We start from the raw sequence: 5,147 nt of genomic DNA, 5'->3' as shown, positions 1-5,147 counted from the left end.
GTGCCTGGAACGGAAATCACCAGCTAAGTTTATCACGGCCTAAACATAAAAAAGAACCCAGCGTTTGCAGGGTTCCTACTCCTCTTTGTCAATTTCCAATGGATCAATTCGGGTTGAGTCTTCGGTGTTTAAGGAACTTCTAAGGAAGTGGAAGAATGTGCCTCCAATACAACCAAGAAATATAACTAAACCAATCGTTGTGACCCACCAAATTGCAGCCATTGTATTCCCCCTTTGTAAAGCTTAAGAGATGAATGTCTTAAGCTTTTCTAAAAATATATGCAAAAGGGGGGAGGATTTTTCCAACGAATTTCTAATTGTCCTTTTTCTTAAGCGAGGCATAATAGTCCACTTTTTTGATATTAACACCGACAAAGGTTTCAATAATTGACTGTCCGCCGGCAATCGATAATATCAATATTACCACAAAGGTAACGCGTGGAAAGAGTAAATAGGCTCCCCCAAGTAAAATAGCGCTCCAAACACCTGCACACCAATAACATTTCAATAAATAACCGAACATCGATGTCGGAACTTCCTTTGTTTCTACCCCAGCGTCTGTTTCCACCTTAATTTTTTTAACAAAAGGTTTACGGATAAATTCAGTAATTTTATCAAAAACAATTAAATGGGTTAAACGATAACTCGCCAAAATTAACATAATATATGTCATCCATGAAATCTCATTCACTTTTCAATCCCCCATAATATTAACCAAATTTTAAACTAATCAAAGCTAATAAAATTTTTTAATCCATTGTATATTTTGAGCCTGAAATCAAGATTATATATTCGGAGGAGGCGAAAAAATGAAAAAATCTTTTTGGTTTAGTTTTCTGTTTTTATTATCACTATTTTGTATCCCAAGTGTGTCTTTTGCCCAGCAAATATACACCGTTCAGCCGGGAGACTCACTTTGGAAGATCGCTGTTAGGTATCAGGTTGGAATTTCCGAGATTATTTCAGCAAATCGGCAATTTACAAATCCAAATTTGATCTATCCAGGTCAAAAGGTGACCATTCCAAGTTTCGATGCAGTCAAGAGCATTGAAAGTCAGGTCATTCAGTTAACCAATCAGGAACGTGCGAAAAATGGATTGAAGGCATTAACACCGGATTGGGAACTGTCGAGGGTGGCTCGTTATAAAGCCAATGATATGAGAGATAACAACTATTTCAGTCATACAAGCCCAACGTATGGCAGTCCATTTAATATGATGAAAAACTTTGGGATTTCATATCGTTCAGCTGCTGAAAACATTGCAGCAGGGCAAACAACACCAGCATCAGTGGTCCAAGCATGGATGAATAGCTCTGGACATAGAGCCAATATTTTAAGCACGAAATCAACCTATATTGGGGTTGGCTACGCCCAAGGCGGCTCATCAAGACACTATTGGGTTCAAATGTTTATCTCAAAATAAGTCAAAAAGGTCAGTATCTTAAGCATTTCGCTTAGGGACTGACCTTTTCTACGTCTTAGGACTGATATAAAAATCAAGCTAAAGCGCAATTATGACAAACAAAGAAAAGAGGTAAGATGATATCAAGATAACGAAAGGAGAAAAACAAAATGAAAAAATTTGGTTTATTGTTAGCAGGTGGAATTGCAGCTGTGATCTTGCTTTCAACTATTGGTCCAATGGTGGGGTTGCTGGTTAGCTTAGTACTCCTATATTTCATATTCAAGCAGTTCTTAAAAGCTAAGACTACAGGAGGAAAAATCGGGCTTGGGATTATCGGCTTCATCGTCCTGATGGCCTCCATTCATAATGCCCCAGCTATCATTGGAGTGGCAGCAGCTTATGTATTATACCTCGTTTATAAAAAATGGAACCTGAATAAGGATACTGCAGTGAATGAAGAGTCTGACCCATTTGCTAATTTTGAAAAACAATGGAATGAAATGAAAAATTATTAAGATTAAAAGGAGAGAATACTGATGACAAATTTATTTACAAGAATTAAAAATACGATAACAGCAGATTTACACGAGGCGCTTGATCAAAAAGATAAAAAAAATCCGATTGCCTTATTGAATCAATACCTGCGTCAATGTGAACAAGAAACGGAGAAAGTTAGAAAGTTGTTAGAACGTCAATATACATTGAAGGATGAATTTACAAGAGAATACCAGCAGGCAGCTCAGTTAGCAGAAAAAAGAAAATACCAGGCTGATGTTGCTTCTAAGGCAGGCGAAACTGAACTTTATCAGTTTGCATCTTCAGAGTATGAACAATATACGGACCGTGCAACCCGCTTAAGTGCCTCACTTGAACAAGTAAAAGGTCAACTAGCAGACTTAGAAAGAAAATATGAAGAAATGAAGCACAAAATCAAGGATATGCACCTAAGAAGGATGGAATTAATGGGACGTGAAAACGTGACCCGTGCAAACCATCAAATCAACCAAGTGCTTGATGCAAATACTTATTCAGATAAATCCTACTCAAAGTTTAAAGAGATTGAAAACTATCTTGACCGTTTAGAGCATCAAGTGAATAGCTCGTTTTATCGCAATACAATCGATGCTCGGATCGCCCAGTTAGAAAAAGACATGAAAATAGAAGAAAGCAAGTCCATTTAATTACAAATATGGTATGCTAAAAGAAAAGCGAAGGCGCCTCGTACATGGCGCGCATGCATAAAAGGCGTAGGCTTTCTGCGCCTTTTGTCCATACATTAAAATAAATGATGAGCCAGACATTTGTAAGGGAGGGTGGGCCATGTTTAAAAATACCAAAAATGATTATTTAGGCTGGATGTTCATCATTGGTGCGATCATCCTAGTCATGGAAATATTATTTTTCAACAGTGGGCTTATTTTTTCCCTTATCATATCTGGCGGCATGATTTTTCTCGGCCGCAAGCGTGCTGGGAAAAAGAGAGGTAAGATACTTTTTATCGGCGGAATGATCTTCTTTGTAATTAGTATCTTCCACATGATGACGTTTAGGTTCTTTTTGCTCGCCATATTACTGCACTTTTTAATTCAGTTTATTCATTCAAAAAAGCATCCTAAGAAGATTTCACCGGACATCATCCAAGCGGAAGAAACCGCTGAAAAGGAAACTCTGGTTAGAACAGAACCATTATTTGAAAACATTGTTCTTGGTCAACAAAAGACCCCTGCGGGTGCTTATAAATGGAATGATGTTAACATCCAGGCAGGAATTGGTGATACCATCATTGATCTAAGTTTTACGATGCTGCCAAAAGGGGAAACCGTTATCTTTATAAGAAATCTTGTCGGGAATATTCAAATCCTTGTTCCTTATGATATTGAAGTAAGTATCCAGCATTCATGCATTGTTGGTTCAACAAGTGTTTTCGAGCATCATGAATCGAAACTTTTTAATCGGGTCTTACACCTAAAGACACCTGGATATGAGGCAGCCGAGCACAAAGTCAAAATATTTACTTCGCTTGTTGTCGGAAATTTAGAGGTGAGCCGGATATGAGTACAACCCAGCGCCAAATTTTCTGGAGTGTCGGCTTTTCCTTTTTTATTGCAATCATTATCGGTGCCATTTTTATCTTCGTTTTCCCATTGGGAAGTTGGGCCGAATTATGGAGTAAACAGTTCATGAATATTCCCTTTGTTATCTTTATCCCGGCCTTTAGTATTGCGGTCGGAATACTTTTAGGTGCGTTCTCTGGGATGTATTGGAGAAGACAGTTTCTTTCAGTTGAACATTCCTTGCATTTATTAGAGGAAGGTAAACAGATAGAAGTAAAGGAGAAACCAGTTATCTCGGAAATGCAACTAATCGCCAACCGAATTGACAAAATCGGTAAACAGATGTCAGAGCAGGCGAAACTTTCTCAGCGCTTAGCTACCGAGAAGGTAGAGGACATAGAAGGAAGAATTCAAGAAATAATTGAACAAGAACGGAACCGTCTGGCCCGTGAGCTTCACGACTCTGTCAGTCAGCAACTATTTGCTGCTTCGATGATGATGTCAGCCATTAACGAAACAAAGCAGCAATCACCAGTAGAAAATGACCGCGAAGCGAAGCAACTGAAAATTGTTGAAGAAATGATTCACCAATCACAGTTAGAAATGCGTGCCCTTCTTTTACATTTGCGGCCGGTTGCCTTGAAAAATAAAACACTCCAAGAAGGAATTGAAGAGCTGTTAATCGAATTATCTCAAAAGGTTGAAATGGATATTAAATGGAAAACGGAGGCCTTTCCCTTAGATAAAGGTGTGGAGGATCATCTTTTTCGAATTCTGCAAGAATCGATATCGAATACTTTAAGACATTCGAAAGCAGGCTCACTCGAAGTTCTGATGGTTAAACGGGACGACCTGGTCATTTTAAGGATTGTTGATGATGGAATTGGCTTTGATGTAAACGAAATGAAGGCAGGCTCCTATGGAATGCAAAATATGCATGAGCGTGCGGTTGAAGTAGGCGGAACGTTAAAAGTGGTAAGTGTAAAAAATCAAGGAACAAGGCTGGAAGTAAAGGTTCCGGTGATGATTAATGGAGATGGTGCCAATGATTAGAGTAGTATTTGTTGATGACCATGAAATGGTAAGAATCGGGGTTTCTTCTTATTTATCTGCTCAGCCAGATATTGAAGTAGTTGGGGAAGCAGACGATGGAAAAAAAGGGGTGGAACTTGCCCTCGAACTTCGCCCTGATATTATTTTAATGGATTTAGTTATGAAGGAAATGGACGGAATTGAGGCTACAAGACGAATCATTGAACAATGGCCTGAAGCAAAAATCATCATAGTAACCAGTTTCTTGGATGATGAAAAAGTATATCCTGCACTTGAGGCTGGTGCGACAAGCTATATGCTTAAGACATCTAAAGCTGGTGAAATAGCCAATGCGGTCCGCGCTACATACCATGGGCAATCGGTCCTTGAACCGGAAGTTACCGGTAAAATGATGGTAAAAATGCGTCAAAAAAATACACACTTGCCACACGAAGACCTCACATCTCGTGAAATCGAAATATTGTTATTGATGGCTGAAGGCAAAACCAATCAGGACATTGCGGATGAGTTGTTTATTGCCCTCAAAACCGTCAAAACCCATGTCAGCAATATTTTGAGCAAGCTCAACGTACAAGACCGAACGCAAGCAGTTATCTATGCATTTAAGCATTCATTAATTAAATAAATCGCGAAG

Annotated in this window: 8 protein-coding genes; 6 read left to right on the top strand and 2 right to left on the bottom strand. The window is 38.8% G+C overall.

Annotated features, from left to right (window positions below; all coding sequences use genetic code 11):
- Positions 1-75: 75 nt before the first annotated feature.
- Together V7659_RS22110 and V7659_RS22105 are read right to left on the bottom strand one after the other, a co-directional pair.
- Positions 76-222, bottom strand: a complete 147-nt coding sequence (locus V7659_RS22110) for a hypothetical protein (protein WP_335542314.1) — start codon at positions 220-222, stop codon at positions 76-78.
- Between the two features lie 91 nt (positions 223-313).
- Positions 314-691: a DUF1360 domain-containing protein gene (locus tag V7659_RS22105; RefSeq protein WP_335542312.1), complete on the bottom strand. Its 378-nt coding sequence runs from the start codon at positions 689-691 to the stop codon at positions 314-316.
- A 118-nt stretch (positions 692-809) separates the two neighbouring features.
- On the opposite strand from V7659_RS22105, the gene safA reads away from it, so the two are divergent.
- From safA to V7659_RS22075, 6 genes are all read left to right on the top strand, one after another.
- Positions 810-1,424, top strand: coding sequence for a SafA/ExsA family spore coat assembly protein (gene safA / locus V7659_RS22100; RefSeq protein ID WP_335542310.1), 615 nt, complete (start codon positions 810-812; stop codon positions 1,422-1,424).
- Between the two features lie 149 nt (positions 1,425-1,573).
- Positions 1,574-1,921, top strand: coding sequence for a flagellar basal body rod protein (locus tag V7659_RS22095; protein WP_335542308.1), 348 nt, complete (start codon positions 1,574-1,576; stop codon positions 1,919-1,921).
- 21 nt (positions 1,922-1,942) lie between these two features.
- Positions 1,943-2,587 (top strand): PspA/IM30 family protein, encoded by a 645-nt coding sequence (locus V7659_RS22090; RefSeq protein ID WP_335542307.1) that lies wholly within the window; start codon positions 1,943-1,945, stop codon positions 2,585-2,587.
- A gap of 139 nt (positions 2,588-2,726) precedes the next feature.
- On the top strand, positions 2,727-3,461 hold the full coding sequence (gene liaF, locus V7659_RS22085; protein WP_335542305.1) for a cell wall-active antibiotics response protein LiaF: 735 nt from the start codon (positions 2,727-2,729) through the stop codon (positions 3,459-3,461).
- Positions 3,458-4,513: a sensor histidine kinase gene (locus tag V7659_RS22080; RefSeq protein ID WP_335542304.1), complete on the top strand. Its 1,056-nt coding sequence runs from the start codon at positions 3,458-3,460 to the stop codon at positions 4,511-4,513. Before liaF ends, V7659_RS22080 begins: the two co-directional genes overlap by 4 nt.
- Complete coding sequence (locus V7659_RS22075) at positions 4,506-5,138, top strand: response regulator transcription factor (RefSeq protein WP_335542302.1); 633 nt, start codon at positions 4,506-4,508, stop codon at positions 5,136-5,138. Before V7659_RS22080 ends, V7659_RS22075 begins: the two co-directional genes overlap by 8 nt.
- Positions 5,139-5,147: the final 9 nt, after the last annotated feature.

The organism is Neobacillus drentensis (assembly GCF_036966985.1).
GTDB lineage: Bacteria > Bacillota > Bacilli > Bacillales > Cytobacillaceae > Neobacillus > Neobacillus drentensis_E.
This window is presented reverse-complemented; position numbering and strand designations above follow the sequence as displayed.